At 72.2% G+C, this 19,767-nt stretch carries 7 protein-coding genes; all 7 read right to left on the reverse strand.

The genetic code is table 11. The annotated features are described in order from the left end of the window. Positions 1 to 86 precede the first annotated feature (86 nt). Entirely contained in the window at positions 87 to 1,076 is a 990-nt protein-coding gene (locus AB0L91_RS22700; RefSeq protein ID WP_355280254.1) for an ATP-binding cassette domain-containing protein, read from the reverse strand. Beyond that, positions 1,073 to 14,740 (reverse strand): amino acid adenylation domain-containing protein, encoded by a 13,668-nt coding sequence (locus AB0L91_RS22705; RefSeq protein WP_365012919.1) that lies wholly within the window; start codon positions 14,738 to 14,740, stop codon positions 1,073 to 1,075. Before AB0L91_RS22705 ends, AB0L91_RS22700 begins: the two co-directional genes overlap by 4 nt. 203 nt (positions 14,741 to 14,943) lie before the next feature. After that, on the reverse strand, positions 14,944 to 16,500 hold the full coding sequence (gene lnt, locus AB0L91_RS22710) for an apolipoprotein N-acyltransferase (protein ID WP_365013690.1): 1,557 nt from the start codon (positions 16,498 to 16,500) through the stop codon (positions 14,944 to 14,946). Between the two features lie 166 nt (positions 16,501 to 16,666). Beyond that, complete coding sequence (locus AB0L91_RS22715) at positions 16,667 to 18,259, reverse strand: amidohydrolase family protein (protein WP_355280251.1); 1,593 nt, start codon at positions 18,257 to 18,259, stop codon at positions 16,667 to 16,669. Positions 18,260 to 18,289: 30 nt separating this feature from the next. Beyond that, the gene (locus tag AB0L91_RS22720) at positions 18,290 to 18,493 is read right to left on the reverse strand and encodes a hypothetical protein (protein ID WP_355280249.1); all 204 of its coding nucleotides are present in this window, start codon (positions 18,491 to 18,493) and stop codon (positions 18,290 to 18,292) included. A 43-nt stretch (positions 18,494 to 18,536) separates the two neighbouring features. Beyond that, a complete protein-coding gene (locus tag AB0L91_RS22725; protein ID WP_365012922.1) occupies positions 18,537 to 19,031 on the reverse strand; it encodes an FxsA family protein in 495 nt (164 codons plus the stop codon). A gap of 63 nt (positions 19,032 to 19,094) precedes the next feature. Further along, the gene (locus AB0L91_RS22730) at positions 19,095 to 19,754 is read right to left on the reverse strand and encodes a response regulator transcription factor (RefSeq protein ID WP_357350286.1); all 660 of its coding nucleotides are present in this window, start codon (positions 19,752 to 19,754) and stop codon (positions 19,095 to 19,097) included. Between the last annotated feature and the right edge of the window lie 13 nt (positions 19,755 to 19,767).

Below are 19,767 nucleotides of genomic sequence, written 5' to 3' on the forward strand. Positions count from 1 at the left end.
CGCCTCGCCGGGGGCGGCGGGACGCGGTGGACTCGTCTGAATCGGCAGGTCGCGGGTCTCGTACTCGTCGACCTCCGGTGCCACACTCACGAGAGAATCTCCTCTTGCACGTCGTCGTTTTCGATGTCGGCGGCCGGCTCGGCCGGGGTGCCGGTGAGGGAGAGGAACACGTCGTCGAGGGTCGGGCGGACGACGACGGCGTCGACGACGCACACGCCCGCGTCGTCGAGGCGGCGCAGCGCTTCGACCATGGTGCGCGAGCCGTTGCCCACCACCACCGACACCTCGTCGCTGCCTGGCTCGTGGATCGGTTCGCCGACCCCGACCTGGTGCAGCACCTGGACCGCGGGGCTCGGGTTCTGTCCCGGCGCGAGGGTGACGGTGAGCCGGTCGCCGCCGATGGAGGTCTTCAGTTCGTCGGCCGAACCACGCGCGATGACCGTGCCCTTGTCGATGACCGTGATCCGGTCGGCGAGCAGATCGGCTTCCTCGAGGTACTGGGTGGTGAGCAGCACGGTGGTGCCGTCGTCGACGAGGTCGCCGATCACCTGCCACATGTCCAGGCGCCCGCGCGGGTCCAGGCCGGTGGTGGGTTCGTCGAGCACCACCACGGGCGGCCGGGCCACGAGCGCGCCGGCCAGGTCGAGCCGCCGCGCCATACCACCGGAATACGTGCCTGCCCGCCTGCCCGCGGCGTATTCGAGGCCGAGCGCGGCGAGCAGCTGTTCGGCGCGCGCGACGGCCTGCTTGCGCGACATGCCGTACAGCCGCGCCACCATCCGCAGGTTCTCGTAGCCGGTCAGGTTCGCGTCGACCGCCGCGTACTGACCGGACAGGCCGATCCTGGTGCGCGCGGTGGCCGGGTCGGCCAGCACGTCGACACCGGCGACCCGGATCGAGCCCGCGTCGGGCCGCAACAGCGTGGTGACGACCCGCACGGTGGTCGTCTTGCCCGCGCCGTTGGGACCCAGCAGGCCGAGGACCGTGCCCGCCGGGATCTCCAGATCGATCTCCTTCAGCACGCGCACCTTGCCGTAACTCTTGGCCAGGCCACGTACTTCTACCGCCAAACTCACGGACGCATCTCCTTCTGGCCGCCACCGCACACGGTGATCTCCGGGACCGCGTCGAGGTGGCGATGCAGCACGGGGCCGATCGCCGCCAGCGATTCCGGCGTGGTCATCGCCGCATGCCTGCAGGGCAGGTCGTGGTTGTGGATGTTGCCGGTGACGAACGGCTGCCACGCCTCGGCGCGCCTGGCCGGATCGGCGGCGTTGATCTCGTCCGCCGCCGCCGTGAAGAACACCAGGTCACCGTCGAAGGTGCGGGGCCGGAACCGGTTCGCCATCACCGTGCCGTCGGCGTACCCGGTGTAGAGCCGTTCGAGATTCTCGACCGAGAGCGCGGCGAACGGGCCCGGCTGTGCCCGCAGCAGTTCCGCCGCGTCGTGCAGGTCGATGTCGGCGGGCAACGTTGCCCCACCGAGGATGTCGGCGCCGAACTCGCCGAGGACATCGGCCACGCTCGGCATCGCGGTGTCGAGCCAGCGGTCGCCGAGCTGGTAGCTGTCCATCATGGCCAGCAGCGCGACGTCCTCCCCCGCGTCCTGCAGCTGCACCGCCACTTCCTGCGCGATCAGCCCGCCGAGCGACCAGCCGAGCAGGTGGTAAGGACCGTGCGGCTGGATCGACTTGATGTGTGCCACATAGTGTCCGGCCGCCTCGGGGATGGAGGTGAACCGGTCCTCGCCGGACACGTGCGGCGCCTGCAGGCCGTACATCGGGCGCTGGGGCGCGAGGTGGGCGAGCAGTCCCGCGTAGCACCAGGCCAGGCCGATCGCGGGGTGCACGCAGAACAGCGGGGTGTCGTGCGGGCCGGTGGACGGCCGGATGGCCAGCACCGGACCGGTCGCCGCCGCCATCGCCGCGCCCGGGTCGGCGCCGTCGAGCCGGGCCGCGATGCCGGACGGGGTGGCATCGCCGAACATCAGCTGCACCGGCATCTCGTAGCCCTGCTCACGCAGTGCCGCCACGACTTTGGTGGCCAGCAGCGAGTTGCCGCCGAGTTCGAAGAACCCGTCGTCGGCGCCGACCCGCTCCACCCCGAGGACCTCGGCGAACACCGCGCACAGCGCCACCTCGGCCGGGGTCACCGGCGCGCGGTAGCCCTCGGACGCCAGGAATACCGGCTCGGGCAGCCGCGCCCGGTCCAGCTTGCCGACCGGGCTGAGCGGCACCTCGTCGAGCAGCATCACCGACTGCGGGACCATGTAGTTCGGCACGTGCCCGCCGACATGATCGAGCAGTTCCCGCACCGTCGGCGCGGTCCCGGTCCTGGCCTTCACGTACGACACGAGCGCGGTGACACCCGCCGGGGTGGTGTGCCCGATGGTGAGCGCGAACTCGACCTCGGGGTGCCTGCCGAACGCGACGTCGATCTCGCCGAGTTCGATGCGGAAACCACGCACCTTCACCTGGTGGTCGGTGCGGCCGACGTACTCGACGTCGAGCGCCGACTTCGCGCCGTCGCGCCAGCGCACCAGGTCGCCGGTGCGGTACATCCGTTCGCCCGGCGCGCCATAGGGATTGGCGACGAACCGCTGAGCGGTCAGGCCCGGCCGGTTGTGGTAGCCGCGGGCCAGCGCCGAGCCGGCCAGCTGCAGTTCGCCGGTGACGCCGATCGGGGTCGGATGCAGCCGCCGGTCCAGCACGGTGGCGCTGACGCCGCGGATCGGGCCGCCGATGGTGATCGGCCCCCGCGGGCTCATAGGCTGCGGCATCAGGGTGACGATCGTCGTCTCCGTCGGGCCGTACACGTTGTAGAAGTTGCGGCCCGGCGACCACCGGGCCAGCAGGTCCGGCGGCAGCGCCTCGCCACCGACGAGCACGTGCGCCAGCGAGTGCACGCCCGCCGGGTCGACGGTGCCGATCGCGGCGGTGGTGATGAACGCGTGGGTGATCCGCTCCCGGATGAACAGCTGGCGCAGATCCTCGCCACCGACGATCCCGGGCGGGGCGATCACCAGGGTCGCCGCCCCGCCGAGCGCGAACAGGATGTCGAGCATCGACCCGTCGAAGCTCGGCGTGGCGAAGTGCAGGACCCGGCTGCCGGGCCGCACGTCGTACCGGTCGGCGCACTCGGCGGCGAAGTTCGAGATGCCGCCGTGGGTCACCACCACGCCCTTCGGCGTACCGGTGGAGCCGGAGGTGTAGACCACGTACGCCGGGTTGGCCACGCGCAGCGGCCGGATCCGGTCGGCGTCGGTGACCGGCGCGTCGTCGGTGCCGAGCACGGTCGCGCGGGTGTGCGGATCGTCGAGCACCAGCCAGCGGCAGTCGCCGGGCAGCCGGTCCCGATGCGCCAGCAGGGTCAGGCCGACGGCCGCACCGGAATCGGTGAGCATGTGGCTGATCCGCTGCGCCGGATAGTTCGGGTCGACCGGCACGAACGCCGCACCGGCCTTGGCGACCGCGAGCATCGTCGCCACCGACTCCACCGAGCGCGGGATGCCCAGGGCCACCAGGCTTTCCGGGCCGATGCCCTGACCGATGAGGACCCGGGCGAGCCGGTTGGTCCAGCGGTCGAGCGCGTCGTAGGTGACGACGGTGTCGCCCGCGCACAGCGCCACCGCGTCCCTGGACCGCGCGACGGCGGCGCCGAACACCGCGGCGAAGCTGACCGGGGTGTCCGCGCGGGTGCCGTGCACCGGCGCGAGCGCGGTCCACTCGACGGCGTCGAGCAGCGCGAGATCGCCCACGGCCGTGTGCGGGTCGGCGGCGACGGCGGTGAGCAGCCGCACCAGCCGGTCGCCCAGCCTGCGCGCGGTGACCTCGTCGAACAGGTCCGCCGCGTAGTTCACCGCCAGCGTGACACCGTCGCCGACGCGCTCGGCGGTCTCGGTCTCGGTGAAGGTGAACTGCAGGTCGAACTTGGCGATGCCGGCGTCGGCGTCGACCGCCTCGATCCGGAGTCCGGGCAGTTCCAGCATCCGCACCGGGGTGTTGCGCACCGACAGCATCACCTGGAACAGCGGGTGATGGGCCTGCGAGCGGGCCGGATTGAGCACCTCGACGAGCCGTTCGAACGGCATGTCGGCGTTGGCGAACGCGTCGAGATCCCGGTCGCGCACGGAACGCAGCAGGTCGACGAACGCCCGATCGTCGGTCACCTCGGTGCGCAGCACCAGGGTGTTGACGAACATGCCGATCATCGCGTCCAGAGCCGGGTGCCCGCGGCCCGCGGTCGCGGTGCCGACGGCGATGTCGTCGTCGCCGGTGACCCGGTGCAGCAGCACGGCCAGCGCCGCGTGCAGCACCATGAACATGCTGACATTGTTGGCGGTGGCGATGCTGCGCAGCGCCCGGTGGGTGGCCGCGTCGACCTCGCAGTCGACGGTGCCGCCCCGGTAGGAGGGCACCGGCGGGCGGGACCGGTCGGCCGGGACGGTGAGCAGTTCGGGCAGGCCGTCGAGCGCGCCGCGCCAGTGGGCGAGCTGCTTGCTGATCAGCGAGTCGGGGTCGTCCTCGGTGCCGAGGAGTTCCTGCTGCCACAGCGTGTAGTCGGTGTACTGGATCTCCGGGATCAGGTCACCGAACGGCGCGCCCTCGCGGATGCCGCGGTAGGCGGCGGCCACCTCCCCGGCCAGCGGTTCCAGCGACCAGCCGTCCATCGCGATGTGGTGCACGACGAGCACGAGCACGTGCTCCTTCGACCCCGCGACGGCCAGCTTGGCCTGGGTGGGTACCGGCAGTCCGGAGTGGTCGACGGTGATCAGCGCGGCCCGCATCGGCACCGAGGACGACAGGTCGAAGCCCGGCGCGACGAAGCGGGTCACCGCGGCGCCCACCTCGTCGGGGGTCGCCGTCGCGTGGAACAGGGTGACGGCGGCGACCTCCGGATCGAGCACGAGCTGTTCGGGCTCGCCCGCGCTCTCCGGGAACACCGTGCGCAGCGTCTCGTGCCGACGTTGCACCGTGTGCAAGGACGCGATCAGCGCGTCCAGGTCGATCGGGCCGTGCAGGCGCAGGACGACCGGGATGTTGTAGGCGCCCGCCGACTGGCTCTCGCCCTCGGTGCCCGCGTTGAACCGGTTCAGGAACCACAGCCTGCGCTGGGCCGCGGACAGCGGAATCCGCTCCGGGCGTTCCTGTTTCACCAGGTCGGGGCGGCCTTCGTCGCCGGACGGCCCGGACTCGATGAGCGCGGCCAGCTCCTCGACGGTCGGCGCGGCGAACACGGTCCGCACCTCCAGCCGCACATTGCTGGCCGCGGCCAGCCGCGCCACCAGCTGGGTGGCCAGCAGCGAGTTGCCGCCGATGTCGAAGAAGCTGTCGGTGGCGGAGACCTCGGTGCCGCCGACCAGCTCGTGGAAGACCCGCGCGACGAGCCGCTCGGACGCGGTCTGCGGCGCGCGGCCCGCGGTGGCGGTGAACTCCGGTTCCGGCAGCGCGCCCCGGTCCAGCTTGCCGACCGGGGTGAGCGGCACGCGGTCGAGCAGGGTCAGCGACGCGGGCACCATGTGCCCGGCCAGCCGGGCCGCCGCGTGGTTGCGGACGCGAGCCAGCTCGGTCGGGTCGGTGCCCTCGGCGAGCTGCACCCAGGCGACGATGCGATCGTCGCCGGCGATCCGCCTGACCTCGGTGTGCGCGAAGCGGACCTCGGGGTGGCTGCCGAGCACGGCGCTGATCTCGCCGAGCTCGATCCGGAAACCACGCACCTTGACCTGGTGGTCGCTGCGGCCGAGGTAGTCCAGTTCGCCGTCGGCGGTCCAGCGCACGACGTCACCGGTGCGGTACATCCGGCTGCCCGCGGGCCCGGCCGGGTCCGCCACGAAGCGCCCGGCGGTGAGGCCGAATCGCTCGTGGTACCCCCGCGCGATGCCCGCGCCGCCGAGGTACAGCTCGCCGGGCACGCCGGTGGCGACCGGGCGCAACCGCTCGTCCAGCACCAGGACCTGCGCACCACGCACCGGCGTGCCGATGGTCACCGGAACGCCGACGCGCAGGTGCGACATCGCCGCGATGACGGTGAATTCGGTGGGCCCGTAGGCGTTCACGAACCGCCGCCCCGGCGCCCAGTTCTCCACCAGGTCCGGCGGCACCGCCTCGCCACCGGCCATGAGCCCGCGCAGCCGCGGCAGCGGCCAGCGGGTGGCGTCGATCGAGGCGAGCACCGCGGGGGTGAGGAAGGTGTGCGTGATGTCCTCGCGCTCGAGCAGCGCGCCGAGCTCGTCGCCACCGTAGATGTCGATCGGGCCGATCACCATCTCGGCGCCGGACCAGACCGCCAGCAGCATGTCGAGCACGGAGACGTCGAAACTCGGCGTGGAGAAGAAGAACGTGCGGGCGAACCGGTCCAGGCCCATCCGTTCCTGCAGGTCCACCGCCAGGCTCACCAGACCGCTGTGGGTGACGGTCACGCCCTTGGGCAGGCCCGTCGAGCCCGAGGTGTAGATCTGGTAGGCCAGGTCGGCCGGGCGCACCGGGCGGACCCGCTCGGGGTCGGTGATCGGCACGCTGTCGTAGCCCGCCAGTTCGGCCTGCAGTTCCTCGTCGTCCACCAGCAGCCACTGGGTGTCGAGCGATCCGGCCGCCTCGCGCAGGGACTCGGCGTCGGCGGTGGTGGTGATGACCGCGCTCGCGCCGGAGTCGGTGAGCATGTGCCGCACCCGGTCGGCCGGGTAACGCGGGTCCACCGGAACGAACGCCGCACCGCTGGCCGCGACGCCGAAAATGGCCAGCGCGCAGTCCAATCCACGGGTCAGGCCGACTGCGACGCGGTCACCGGTGCCGATCCCGCGGGCGATCAGCGCGCGCCCGAGCCGGTGCGCCCGGAAACCGACCTCGTCGTAGTCCAGCTCCCCCACCGCGCCCGCGACACTGCCGTCGGCGAACCAGCGCAGGGCCGGGCGATGCGCGAAGGTGGTGGCCGCGCGTTCGATGATGTCGGCCAGTACGACCGGGGTCACCAGGGCCGGGCCCTGCGCCGGCACCAGGGCGCGGCGTTCGGGCACGGTGAGGGCGTCGACCTCGCAGACCAGCTGTCGCGGATCGGCCGTCACCTGGGTGAGGATCTCGACGAACCGGGTCGCCATGGTCTCGACCGTCGCGGCGTCGAACATCTCGGCGGCGTAGACGAAGTCGAACCAGCGGGTCTCGCCGTCGCCGGGCGTCACCCGCAGTTCCAGATCGAACTTGGCGCGGGCGATGTCGAGTTCCTCCGCGGCCAGCCGCAGGCCGGGCAGGTCCAGTTCCGGCGTGCGGTCGTCCTGCATGCTCAGCGCGACCTGGAACAGCGGGTGGCGGTTGCTCGCCCTGCTGTCGCGGCCGAGCGCGTCGACGACGCGTTCGAACGGCAGGTCGGAGTTCGCGATCGCGGCCAGTTCGTCGTCGCGGTCGGCGTGCAGCAGGTCGACGAAGCTGCGGCCCGGGTCCACGTCGGACCGCAGGACCAGCGTGTTGACGAACATGCCGACCAGGTCGTCGAGCTGGATGTCGGTGCGCCCCGCCACCGGAGTGCCGATCGGGATGTCGCGGCCACCGGTGACGCTGCGCAGCAGTACCGCCAGCGCGGAGCGGACCACCATGAACAGGCTGACGCCCGCCTCGGCCGCCAGCTCCCGCATGGCCTGCTGCAGCGGCGGCGAGATCTCACACCGCACGCTGCCCGCCACCCCCGTGGGTTCGGCCGGACGCGGCCGGTCGAACGGCAGCGGCAGTTCGTCGGGCAGTTCGGCCAGTGCCTCGCGCCAGTGCGCGAGCTGGGTGGCGGCGATGCTGTCCGGGTCGTCCTCGGCGCCGAGCACCGTGCGCTGCCACAGGCTGAAGTCGGCGTACTGCACCGGAAGTGGCGCGCGCACCGGCTCGCTGCCCGCCGACCTGGCCACATACGACAGCGCCAGGTCCCGGGTGAGCGGGCCGAGCGACCAGCCGTCGGCGGCGATGTGGTGCACGACGACGCCGAGCAGGTGCTCCTGGGGCCCGACCCGCAGCAGCCGCGCGCGCAGCGGCGGCTGGCTCGTCAGGTCGAATCCCTGGCGCGCCAGCGCGGTCAGCACCTCGAGCGCCCGGTCGGCAGCGGTGTCGACGGCCTCGATCACGGGAGCCGCCGCGACGACCGGCAGCACGATCTGCTGGGCGCCGGACAGATCCTCCGGGAAGATCGTGCGCAGCACCTCGTGGCGCTCCACCAGATCGGTGAGTGCGGATCGCAAAGCACCGATGTTCAGATCTCCGCCGATTCGCAAGACGAATGCGATGTTGTAGGCGCTGGATTCGGGGGACAATCTGTTGAGGAACCACAGCCGCTGCTGCGGCAGCGACAGTGGTATGCGTCCCGGACGTGGGGTGTGTACCGCCAGCGCCACCCGCTGCGTCCGGGGCGCTTCCGTGATCAGCCGGGCGATGCCCGCCACGGTCGGCGCCTCGAAGATCTGCCGAACCGGCAGGTCCACACTGAAATCCGCGTGCACGGCCGCCGCGAGCCGGGTGGCCAGCAGCGAGTTGCCGCCGATCTCGAAGAAGCTGTCCTCGGCGCCCGGCACCGGCCGGCCGAGGATCTCGGTGAACACCGCGGCGACCCGCATCTCCAAGTGCGTGCGCGGGGCGCGCGACCCGGTGGCGACGGCGAACTCCGGTGCGGGCAGCGCCTTTCGGTCGAGTTTGCCCGCCGGGGTCACCGGCATCCGGTCCAGCACGGCCAGTGCCGCGGGCACCATGTAGCCGGGCAGCCTGCCGCGCGCGGTGTCGAGCACCGCGGCCGGGTCGACCGGGCGGTCGGCCGTGACATAGGACGCGAGCCGCTGCTGACCCTGCTCGTCGACGTGCACGACGGTCAGCGCCGAGCGCACGCCCGGGTGTTCCCGCAGGACATGGTCGATCTCGCGCAGTTCGATGCGGAAGCCGCGGATCTTGATCTGATCGTCGGCGCGGCCGAGGAAGCGCAACCGCCCGGCGGCGTCGGAGACGACGAGATCGCCGGTGCGGTACATGCGTTCGCCGACCCGGCCGTGCGGGTTGGCGACGAACCGCTGCGCGGTCAGCCCGAGCTTGCCCAGATAGCCGCGGGCGACACCGGGTCCGGACACGTAGAGCTCACCGGGCGTCCCCGGCGGGACCGGGTGCAGGCGGCCGTCGAGGACGAACAACCGCATGCCGCGCACCGGCGCGCCCAGCGGCACCGGTTCCCCCGCCACCATCGCCGCGCTCGCGGTGACCGCGACGGTCGCCTCCGAGGGGCCGTACATGTTGTGCATCCGGTAGTCGCTCGCCCAGCGCTGCACCAGCTCGTCCGAGCAGGCCTCGCCACCGACGATGACCGTGCCCAGGTCGGGGAAGTCGCCCGCGGGCACCGTGGCCAGCGCGGCGGGGGTGATGAACGCGTGGGTGATCCGCTCCGAGCGCAGGAAACCCGCCAGTTCCGCGCCGCCGTACAGATCGGCGGGCGCGACGACGATGGTCGCCCCCGCGGCGAAGCCGAGCAGCAGTTCGAGCACCGAGGCGTCGAAACTGGGCGAGGAGAAGTGCATGGTGCGCGCCGCGTCGGTGACCTTGAACAGCTGCGTCTGCTCGCTGGCGAGCGAGGCGATACCGGCGTGGGTGACGACGACGGCCTTGGGCGTGCCCGTCGACCCGGAGGTGTAGATCAGGTACGCGGGCTGACCGGCGCGCATCGGATGCCTGCGGTCGGCGTCGGTGAGCGGGGTGGCCGAGCGGCGGGCGCAGTCGGCCTCGAAGTCGGCCGTGCCGAAGACCAGCCACTCCGGCGCCTTCCGGTGCTTGCCCGTGGTGGTGGGCAGCCCGGCGAGATGCTCGGGCAGGGTGAGCCCGAGCACGGCGCCGGAGTCGCCGATCATGTGCGCGATCCGCTCGGCCGGGTAGGCCGGATCGACCGGGACGTACGCGGCGCCGGACTTGGCCACCGCCCAGATGGCGACGATCGATTCCAGGCTGCGCGGCAGCGCGACCGCGACCACCGATTCCGGCCCCGCACCGTGCGCGATCAGGCTGCGCGCCAACCGGTTCGAGCGTTCGTCGAGTTCGCGGTAGGTGGTGTCGAAGCCGAGGTAGCGCACGGCGACGGCGTCGGCCAGCCGCTGCGCGGTCTCGCCGAGCAGCCGCGCCAGGGTGCCCGCGGGCTCGGCCGGCGCGCCCGCCACCGGCACCAGCCGCGCGATCTCGCGACGTTCCAGCAGATCGAGATCGCCGATCGGGCGCGTCGGGTCGGCCACCACGTTCGCCAGCAGCGTGGTGAACCGGCGGGCGATGGCCTCGACCGTCGCGCGATCGAAGACATCGGTGGCGAAACCGAATTCGGCGTCCAGCGGACCGTCGTCGTGGTTGTCGCGCACCTCGAGTTGCAGGTCGAACTTGGCGACCCCGGCCTCCACCGGCACGAGTTCGGCACTGACGCCGGGCAGTTCGACGCGCAGTTCCGGCGTGCGGTCATAGGACAGCATCACCTGGAACAGCGGGTGCCGGGCGGTCGAGCGTTCCGGATTGACGAGGTCGACCAGCCGCTCGAACGGCACGTCGGGGTTGGCGAAGGCGTCGAGGTCGGTCTCGCGGACCTGGTCGAGCATCCGGTCGAAGCCGGCGCCCAGGTCGACCTCGGTGCGCAGCACCAGCGTGTTGACGAACATGCCGACCAGCTCGTCGAGCGCCGGATCGGAGCGGCCCGCGATGGGCGTGCCGATGGTGATGTCGTCGCTCGCGCAGATCCGGGCCAGCAGGGTCGCCAGGACCGCGTGCAGCACCATGAACATGCTGACGCCGTGGCTGTGCGCGAGTTCGGCGACCGCCCGGCGCATCGCGGCGTCGATGGTGAAGCCCACCGTGTCGCCGCCGGTGCCCCGGCGCAGCGGACGCGGCCGGTCCAGCGGCAGATCGAGCTGATCGGGCAGGCCGGCCAGCGCGTCGCGCCAGTGGCCGAGCTGCTTGCCCAGCGGCGCCTCGGGATCGGTCTCGTCACCGAGCAGTTCGCGCTGCCACAGCGCGAAGTCGGCGTACTGCACCGGCAGCGGGGTCCACTGCGGCGCGAGGCCCTCGGCCCGCGCGGCCACGGCCGACATCAGGTCCCTGGCCAGCGGGGCGATCGACCAGCCGTCACCGCTGATGTGGTGCAGCACGACCAGCAGGACGTGATCGTCGGCGCCGACCCGGTACAGCGCGACCCGCAGCGGCGTCTCGGTGCGCAGATCGAAGCCGCGCGCGGTCTCCTCGGCGACGAGGGCGGTGAGGTCGGCGGCGATGACGTCGACCGGCGCCAGGTCCGGTTCCACCGCGGCCGCGGGATGGATCAGCTGGTAGGCGCCGTCCGGCCCCTCCGGGAAACTGGTCCGCAGGCTCTCGTGCCGATCGAGCACGTCCCGCAGGCCTGCCCGCAGCGCGTCGAGGTCGAGGTGCCCGGTGAGCCGCAGCGCGAGCGGCATGTTGTAGGCGGCGGCGTGCTCGGCGAACCGGTTGAGGATCCACAGCCGCTGCTGGGCCAGCGACAGCGGCACCCGCTCGGGCCGGACCGCGGGAACCAGCTTGGGCGTGGAGGTTTCGGGCTTGTGGGTGCTGATGTACCCGGCCAGGGCCGCGATGGTCGACGCCTCGAACAGTTCCCGGATGGTGAGGTTCGCGTCGAGGGTGGTGTTGATCCGGGCGACCGCGCGGGCGGCGACCAGCGAATTGCCGCCGAGGTCGAAGAAGCTGTCCTCGACGCCGATCGCGGTGCCGTCGAGGGCGAGCACCTCGGTGAAGATCTCGGCGAGGGCGCATTCCAGCTCGGTCTGCGGTGCGGCGGCGCCGGTGGTGACCCGCACGCCGACGGTCGGCTCGGGCAGCGCCTTGCGGTCGACCTTGCCGTTGGCGCTCAACGGCAGTTCGTCGAGCACGACCAGCGCCGAGGGCACCATGTAGGAGGGCAGGCCGCGGCGCAGCCCCGACAGCAGCACGGCGGGCTCGGGCGCCGCGCTGCCCGGCGTGGCCACCACGTAGGCGACCAGTTCGTCGTCGCCGGTGCGCCCGGCCCGCGCCACGCAGACCGCGCGCGCGATGTGGTCCTGGGCGAGCAGCGCGGATTCGATCTCGCCGAGTTCGATCCGCAGGCCGCGGATCTTGACCTGGAAGTCGGTGCGCCCCAGGTATTCCAGGACCGGCCGGTCGAGCTGCCAGCGGGCCAGGTCACCGGTGCGGTACATGCGCTGACCGGGGGTGAACGGATTGGCGACGAACCGGTCGGCGGACAGGTCGGGGCGGCCGAGGTAGCCGCGCGCCAGCTGCGTCCCCGCCAGATACAGTTCGCCGACGACCCCGGGCGGGACCGGCCGCAGCTGCGGGTCGAGCACGTAGGTCTGGGTGTTCCAGACCGGCGAGCCGATCGGCACCGTCGTCGCCTCGGCGGGGCACGGCCAGTAGGTGACGTCGACGGCGGCCTCGGTGGGCCCGTACAGGTTGTGCAGCTCGGGACCGCCGGTGGGGCCGTGCAGCGCGGCGTGGAAGTCGGCGACGGTGGCGCCCGGCAGCGCCTCCCCACTGCAGAACACCCGGCGCAGCCCGGCACCGCCGGCCACGCGTGGGTCGGTGACGAACAGCGACAGCATCGAGGGCACGAAATGCGCTGTCGTGATGGATTTCTCGGTGATGATCCGGGCCAGGTAGGCCGGATCCCGATGACCGTCCGGCGCGGCGACCACCAGGCGGGCACCGACCTGCAACGGCCAGAAGAACTCCCACACCGACACGTCGAAGGTGGCCGGTGTCTTCTGCAGGACGGCGTCGGTGTGGTCGAGCGGGTATTCGGCCTGCATCCAGCGCAGCCGGTTGACGATCGCCGCGTGCGTCACCCCGACGCCCTTGGGCTTGCCGGTCGAACCGGAGGTGAAGATGACGTAGGCGAGGTGCTCGGGGCGCAGCGGTGCGCGCCGATCGGCGTCGGTGATCGGCGCGACCGGGTGCCCGGTGACGTCGAGGGTGTCCAGATCCACCCGCGCCGTGCCCTCGGGCAGGCGCACCATGTCGCGCGCGGCGGTGAGTACGCACACCGGCCTGGCCTGCGTCACCACGGCGTCGATGCGGTCGGCCGGGTGCTCCGGGTCCAGCGGCAGATAGGCGGCGCCGGTGGCGAGCACGGCGTACATGCCGATGACCATCTCGATGCTGCGGTGCAGGCACACCCCGACCGTGGTCTCCGGCCCCGCCCCGCGCGCGATGAGCTCACGGGCCAGCTGGTTCACCCGGTCGCCGAGTTCGGCGTAACCGACGGCGCGGTCACCGAATTCGAGGGCGACGGCGTGCGGGCTGCGCCGCGCCTGGTCGGTGAACAGCGACACCAGCGTGGCGGTCGGCACCGGCATCTCGGTGGCGTTCCACTCCCGCAGCACCTTCGCCTGCTCGTCGGCGGTGATCGCGGTCAGCGCGCGGGTGGGGGTGCCGGGCTCGGCGGCCAGGAAGCGGGCGAGGAAGTCCAGGTAGCGACCGTGGTGGGCGGCCACCTCGGCCTCGCCGTAGAGCTTGGGGTTGGCTTCGAAGTCGAGCTGGATGCGGCCGCCGTCACCGTTGTAGATGTTGATCGAGAGGTCTTCGACCGGACCGGTCGCGAGCACGTGCAGCTGGCCCGCGATGTCGCCGAACTTCAGCTCGTCGTGGAACAGCATGATGTTGACCATCGGCCCGAAGAAGCCACGGGCGTCGCGGGAGTAGCCGCAGTCGCGGCGGATGTCGTCGGAGCGGTAGCGCTGGTGCCGCAGCGCGCCGGTGATCTGCAGCTCGGTCTGGCGCACGACGTCGGCGACGGTGGTGTGCTCGTCGAAGCGCACCCGCAGCGGCACCACGTTCGACACCACGCCCGCCGACCGGCGCAGCGCGACGGTGGTGCGGGCCGAGACCGGAAGGCTCAGTACGACATCGGAGTCGCCGGTGACCGAGCGCACGTAGGCGGCCAGCGCCGCGACGATGAGCGCCGAGTTGGCCGAGCCGTGCGTGGTGATCGCGTCGGTGAGCAGGCCGTCGAGATCGGGGTCGAGGACCGCGGTGGCGCGATGACGGCCCGGATCGTGGGTGTCGCCGGTGGCGGTCACCGCGGACAGGGTCATCGGCTCGCCGACGCCGGAGAGCTGCGCGGTCCAGTACTCGCGGTCGGCGGTGCAGCGGCTGGACTCGCGGTAGCGGGACTCGTCGGCGTAGAGGTCGACCAGCGCGGCGGCGCGCGAGACCGACGGTTCGCGCTGTTCGCCGACGGCGGTGTAGATCTCGGCCGTGCGGGTCAGCGCGTTCATCGCACCGTAACCGTCGATCACGATGTGGTGTCCGCGTTCGTACCAGAACCAGTCCTGGTCACCGATTCGCAACACGACATTGATGGTGAGCGGCTCGCGCTCCATGTCGATCGGGGTGCTGGCGTGGTCGTTCATCCAGCGCAGCGCGGCCGCGCGCGGGTCGGGCTCGCCGCGCAGGTCGATCCGGGCCCAGCCCGGCCGCCAGGCCAGGTCGACCCGCTGATGCGGAACGCCGTCGACCTCGAGTAGGCGGACATGGCCCACCTGGGATTCGGCGCCGAAGCGCTCGACCGCGTACAGCAGCCTGCCGACGTCGAGATCACCGTGGAGTTCGACGTAGTGGGCGATGGTGAGGGGGATATCGGGCCGGATCCGTTGCGCGTACCACAGGGCCGTCTGACCGGGCGAGAGAGCGAACGGTTGGCCCGGATCGTCGTCGGTGACGCATGAGCTGACGCGGTCGGTGGCCAATGAACTCATCAAGCACTCCGTTCTGCCTTTGTGTCACAACTCCCCGAGCAGCGCCCGGGCACACGACGGCCCAGGGCGTGGCTATCCACGCCCATTGATTCGGAGTACTCCGGCAGCCGGATGGCTACCGATGTGGATTTGTTTCGAGCTCTATGTATTACGCCCCTGTAGCAGCTACTTACTGCTGCTTCCCCCGGGTTGAAACAAACCGCTTATTCGGAATTCTGCGAGCTCCGCGAAACCTGCGTCTGATTTGCCCGCCGGCGCCGGAAAAATACCAGCGCCACGCCGATCGCGGTCAGAATAACGGACGCCACTTCCGGCGCCGCGCCGATCCGTGTCGCGATCGTCGTCGTGTCGCGCAATGGTAGCTGGGCGACCAGCGCGGCGGGGACGACTTGTTCGGACTGCTGTGCGATCTCGCCGTTCGCGGTGATGATAGCGCTGACCCCGGTGGTTGCTGCGATCACCAGGGCCCGGCCGTGCTCGACCGCCCGCACCCGCGACATGGCCATCTGCTGGTAGGTCATCTCGCTCGTGCCGAAGGTCGCGTTGTTGGTCGGCACCGTCAGCAGTTCGGCACCCGCGGCCAGCGACTCCCGGAAGGCCCGGTCGAACGCCACCTCGTAACAGGTGGCGACGCCGACCCGCACCCCGGCCGCCGTGACCGTTCCGTCACCGTCACCCGGCACGAAATGTCCGGCTTGGTCGGCATACGACGAGAACAATCGGAAGAAACTCCGCATCGGCAGGTATTCACCGAACGGCTGGATGATTTTCTTGTCGTGCCGATCGGACGGCCCGTCCGCGCCGTTCCACACCATCACCGAGTTGGTGGTCGTGCGGTCACCGTTCACCAGGACCGCGCCGACCAGGATCGGCGCGCCGATCCGCTGGGCGGCCCTGCTGATCTCCGCGGCGGCGTCGGCGTTGCGCAACGGGTCGATATCGGAGGAGTTCTCCGGCCAGATCACGATGTCGGGCCGGGGCGACTGCCCGCGGTCGACGGCGTCGGCGAGCTCCTCGGTGCGCCGGACGTGGTTGTCCAGCACGGCCCGCCGCTGGGCGTTGAACTCCAGGCCCAACCGCGGCACGCTGCCCTGGATCGCGGCGACCGTGATCGTCCGGTCCCCGTCGTCCGGGGCGGGCAGCGTCGGCCGGAGGATCACTCCGGCGAGGGGCATGACAGCCACGGTGACCGCGGCCGTGGCAAATCCCAGCCGGGTGGCCCTGCCGGTCGCGCGCGGCGCAGGCTGTCGCACCCAGGCCACCACGCGCAGCGCGAGCGCGGCAAGGCCGGTGCCGGTCAGGGCGACGGCGAACCCGATCAGCGGCGCGCCGCCGTAGGCGGCCAGCGGCAGGTACCAGCCGTCGGCCTGGCCGAAAGCGACCCGCCCCCACGGGAATCCACCGAACGGGAAACTCGACCGCGCCCATTCGGTGGCCGTCCAGGCGAGGGCGAGCCAGACCGGCCAGCCGGGCAAGCTGCCGAGCCACCGGGCGAGCACGCCCCACAGGCCGAAGAACACCGCGCACGCGGTCGACAGCGCGAGCCAGGGCACCGGTCCGACGTAGATGCCCGTCCACGGCAGCAGCGGGACGAAGAACGCGAGCCCGCCGAGGAATCCGAGGCCGAAACCACCGCGCAGCCTGCCCGGCCCGCGCACCGCGACGGTGAGCAGGGCCAGCGCGATCGGGGCGAGGAACCACCACGGCCGGGGCGGGAAGCTGCCGAACAGCAGCAGGCCACCCGCGACGGCCGTGGCCATCCGGGCCAGGACCCCGAACCGGTCACCGCCCGCCGCGCCGGCCGGTGTCGCGGGGTCGGTCGGGCCCGCCCCGGCCGCGTCGGCGGTCGTGGCGTCGGGCCCTGGTTCGGTGGCGGGGTGGATCATGGTGTCCTGCTCCGTGATTCGTGTGCCGGCGCGGTCGTGGTCAGGCGCGGTAGATAGTGGTGCCGTTGTGCACCGTGCGCAGGCAGGTCGGCAGGTCGGCGCCGGGATCGAGCCGGGGCAGACCGGGGACGCGCGAGCGCGGGTCGGTCGACCAGCGCTGCACGGTGTCGGCGGCCGCGGCGACGACGAGCTCGCCCGCGTCCCACACGGCGTAGGAGGCCGGGGCGCCCGGCACCAGGGTGCCGGCCATGCCGTCGCGCACGCCGCCCGCCCGCCAGGCACCCCGCGTCGCGGCCGCGAACGCGGCGCGCGGGGACAGGCCGTGACCGGGCGTGCGGTGCTGGACCGCCGCGCGCACCTGCTCCCACGGATTCAGCGTGGTCACCGGCGCGTCCGAGCCGATCGCCAGGGAGATGCCCGCCGCGGCCATCGCCGCGAAGGGGTTCAGGGTCGCGGCGCGCTCGGCGCCGAGGCGGGTGGCGTACATGCGGTCAGGTCCACCCCACGCGGCGTCGAAACCCGGCTGCACGGACAGGATCACGCCCAGCGCCGCGAGCTGCTCGATCGCGGCGGCGTCGGTCATCTCGGCGTGCTCGACGCGGTGTCCGCGCGCGGCGACCGCCGGACCGCCGAGTTCGGCGGCGACCGTGGCGAATCCGGCGACCACGAGATCCATGGCGGCGTCGCCGATGGCGTGGAACCCGGCCTGCACACCGGCTTCGGTGCAGGCGCGGATGTGCGCGGTGACCGTCTCGGCGTCGAGGAAGTTCTTGCCGCAGCCGCTCGCGTCGGCGTAGGGCGCGCGCAGCAGCGCGGTGTGCGAGCCGAGCGAACCGTCGACGAACAGATCGCCGCCGAGCGCGGCGACACCCAGCTCGTCGATCAGGGCACGCGCCTCGGCCGCGGTGCGCACGGCCTCGCCCCAGTAGGCGCGCACCTCGACGCCGTGCTCGAAGGCGAGCAGCTCGCGGACGTCCTCGCGGCTGGAGATATCGGGGCCGGCGCACTCGTGCACGGCGACGATGCCGTGCGCGGCGGCGGCGTCCAGGGCGGCGGTGCGGGCCCGATCACGGTGCGCGCGACCGAGTTCCGCGAGGGCGACGGCACGCACCCGGTGATGGGCGTCGGCGCGCACCGGCTCCCCGCGACGGTAGCCCTCGCCGAGCTCGCCCGCCGCGTCGAGCAGCGCCGAGGAGGCGACGGCGGAGTGCGCGTCGACCCGGGCCAGGTATACGAGCCTGCCCGCGCCGGCGGCCTCGTCGAGTTCGGCGACCGTGGGCGGGCGCTGCTCGGGCCAGGCGGTGTCGTCCCAGCCCTCGCCGATGATCACACCGTCGGGCTGCGCGCTCGCGTACGCGCGCAGGGCGGCGAGCAGCTCGGCCAGCGACCCGGTGCCGCTGACGTCGAGCCCGGTCAGCTGCAGGCCCAGCGCGGTGACGTGCACGTGCGGGTCGACGAAGGCGGGCGCGACGAAGGCGCCGTCGAGGTCGACGATCTCCGCGTCGGGATGCATCGCCCGGCCGGGCGCTTCGGCCCCCAGCCACACCACCGTGCCGTCGGTGACCGCCATCGCGGTCGCGTCCGGGGAGCTGGAACTGTAGAAACGACCGCCGATCAGCAACTGGGTACTCACGGTCCCCCAGTCTGCCGTATCGGCGAATCGTCAGGTCGGCAGGGACAGGACCGCGCGGACGTCGGCGTCGCACAGCCCCGCTGGAGTGTGTCCGCCCGCCTCGACGGCGATGAGTTCGAGTCGCCACGCGGCGACCGTGAAATCCGACATGGACTGTCCGGCAGCGGCACTCGCCCTACGCACCGCGTCGGCCAGTTCCGCGCTCACCGTGACGGTGATCTGCTCGGTGGCCATCGGCACACTGTAGACCTTCCGGCCGCCGGGCGGAATCCTCGGTTCAGGCGGAGCCGAGCGCGCGCGGCCCGGCGGTGTGCCCGTCGTCGTACCACTGCCCGACGACGACGCCGTCGACCACGTCACCGTTGTCGGCGTCGACCACCACGCCGCGGTACGGCGACGGCGCGAAGGAGGGCAGCGGACCGAACCGCCGGGTGCCGAGCTTCTCGAGCACCGGCCGGATCAGCGCCCTGGTGGGCGGGAACAGCGCGAGCAGGCCGACGAGTCCGGTGACCAGGCCGGGCACGAACAGCAGCACCGAGCCGGTGGCCACCAGCAGCCCGTCGGCGACCGCGCTCTCGGCGGTGACCTCGCCGCGCGCGGCCCGGCGGAACCGGTCGAACACGCGCCTGCCCTGGGCGCCCAGCAGCAGCAAGCCGACCCCGGATACCGCGATCAGCGCCAGCAGGGCCCAGCCCGCGCCGATCAGCTGGGCGAGGCCGACGAACGCGGCGATCTCGACGACGAGGTAGAGCACGAACAGCACGGCGGTCATGGCGATCCTTTCGGACGATCTACCGAGTCAACGCACGGGAGCCCGATTTTTCTCCCGGCCGCCTCAGCCACCCGGCCGGACGAGACCGGTCTCATAGGCCAGCACCACCGCCTGCACCCGATCGCGCAGCCCGAGTTTGGTGAGCACGCGGCCGACATGGGTCTTCACCGTGGCCTCCGACAGGAACAGCGCCCCGGCGATCTCGGCGTTGGAGCGGCCCGCGGCGATCTGTTCGAGCACCTCGCGTTCGCGGGCGGTGAGCACGTCGAGCACGCCCGGGTCGCGCAGGCCCGCCGGGTCCTCGGCGACGAGCCGGTCGAGCAGGCGCTTGGTGACTTTCGGGGAGACCACCGCGTCGCCCGCGGCGACACTGCGGATGGCGGAGACGAGGTCTTCGGGCGGGGTGTCCTTGAGCAGGAATCCGCTGGCGCCCGCGCGCAGCGCGCCGAGGGCGTGTTCGTCGAGATCGAAGGTGGTCATCACGAGCACGCGGACGCCGTCGCCCGCCGCGACGATCCGGCCGGTGGCGGTGACCCCGTCGACGACCGGCATCCGCACGTCCATCAGGACCACGTCGGGCCGCAGCTCCCCCGCGCGCCGCACGGCCTCGTCCCCGTTGCCCGCCTCGCCGACGACCTCGATGTCCGGGTGCGCCCCGAGGACCATCTTCAAGCCCATCCGCATGAGTTCCTGATCGTCCACCACGAGCACGCTGATCGGCATTTCCCAACCTTAG

Origin of the sequence: Nocardia sp. NPDC051833, from assembly GCF_040681225.1 — a bacterium.
In the GTDB taxonomy this organism is placed as follows: Bacteria; Actinomycetota; Actinomycetes; order Mycobacteriales; family Mycobacteriaceae; genus Nocardia.

Coding starts and splice junctions, on each gene's coding strand:
- AB0L91_RS22705 (WP_365012919.1), bottom strand. CDS start 14,740: ATGAGTTCATTGGCCACCGACCGCGTCAGCTCATGCGTCACCGACGAC.
- lnt (WP_365013690.1), bottom strand. CDS start 16,500: ATGGCCACGGCCGTCGCGGGTGGCCTGCTGCTGTTCGGCAGCTTCCCG.
- AB0L91_RS22720 (WP_355280249.1), bottom strand. CDS start 18,493: ATGGCCACCGAGCAGATCACCGTCACGGTGAGCGCGGAACTGGCCGAC.
- AB0L91_RS22725 (WP_365012922.1), bottom strand. CDS start 19,031: ATGACCGCCGTGCTGTTCGTGCTCTACCTCGTCGTCGAGATCGCCGCG.
- AB0L91_RS22730 (WP_357350286.1), bottom strand. CDS start 19,754: ATGCCGATCAGCGTGCTCGTGGTGGACGATCAGGAACTCATGCGGATG.